The organism is Pseudomonas sp. F220 (genome assembly GCF_057813935.1).
Genome location: NZ_JBVASJ010000119.1, coordinates 1 through 755, shown reverse-complemented (window position 1 = coordinate 755; position 755 = coordinate 1). Strand labels below are relative to the sequence as shown.

The 755-nt window shown below is 59.6% G+C and carries 1 protein-coding gene; it reads right to left on the bottom strand.

Features of this window, described 5'->3' with window-relative positions; all coding sequences use genetic code 11:
• Positions 1-71: 71 nt before the first annotated feature.
• Positions 72-755, bottom strand: a 684-nt coding sequence (locus ACZYSM_RS29245) for a group II intron maturase-specific domain-containing protein (protein ID WP_489077161.1), incomplete at its 5' end; no start/stop codon positions are given.

The window sequence follows — 755 nt, the reverse complement described above, 5'->3', positions numbered from 1 at the left end:
ATCGAGTAGGAGGCGGGGTCACCCCCGCCGTCCTCTCACACCACCGTACGTACGGTTCCGTATACGGCGGTTCAAGCTATGCGGCTAAGCCGGTTTATCGTATCCAGTATTGAGACCAGCCCCAGCCGATCCCAGAGTTTCTTCCGCAGCGCCTGATTCATATGAGGCGCACCCGAGTTCCACCATGGGCCTCGACCGTTGAACGCTGATTTACAAGCCCGTGCTTCGTCGAGCCCTAGGCGCATCAGGTTGCGCGCCCTCGTTGAGGGCCGCTTCCATTGACGCCACACGGCACAGCGAAGTTTGTGACGCACCCAGCCGTCCAGTTCCTCAAGCGGTCGCTTACTCTGACTCAGCTTGAAGTAGCCAGCCCAACCACGCAGCACGGGATTTATCCGCTCGATAACCTTCGCCGTCGAGCGGCGCCGAAACTGACGCAGTAACTCCCTGAGCCGGTCGCGCAAGCGCTTGAGGCTCATGCTCGCAACTCGAAGCCTTGGCTGTTGATGCCAGCTCATCCCGTAACCCAGGTAATCACAGACCCAAGGCCGTGCCACGCGGCTCTTTTCACGATTCAGCGTCAGTTTCAGACGCTGATTCAGGAAGCGCTCGACACTGGCCATCACTCGCTCGCCAGCACGATGACTACGCACATAAATGTTCGCGTCGTCGGCATAGCGCACGAAACGATGGCCCCGCCGTTCCAACTCGCGGTCGAGTTCGTTGAGCAGGATGTTCGACAGCAACGGCGACAG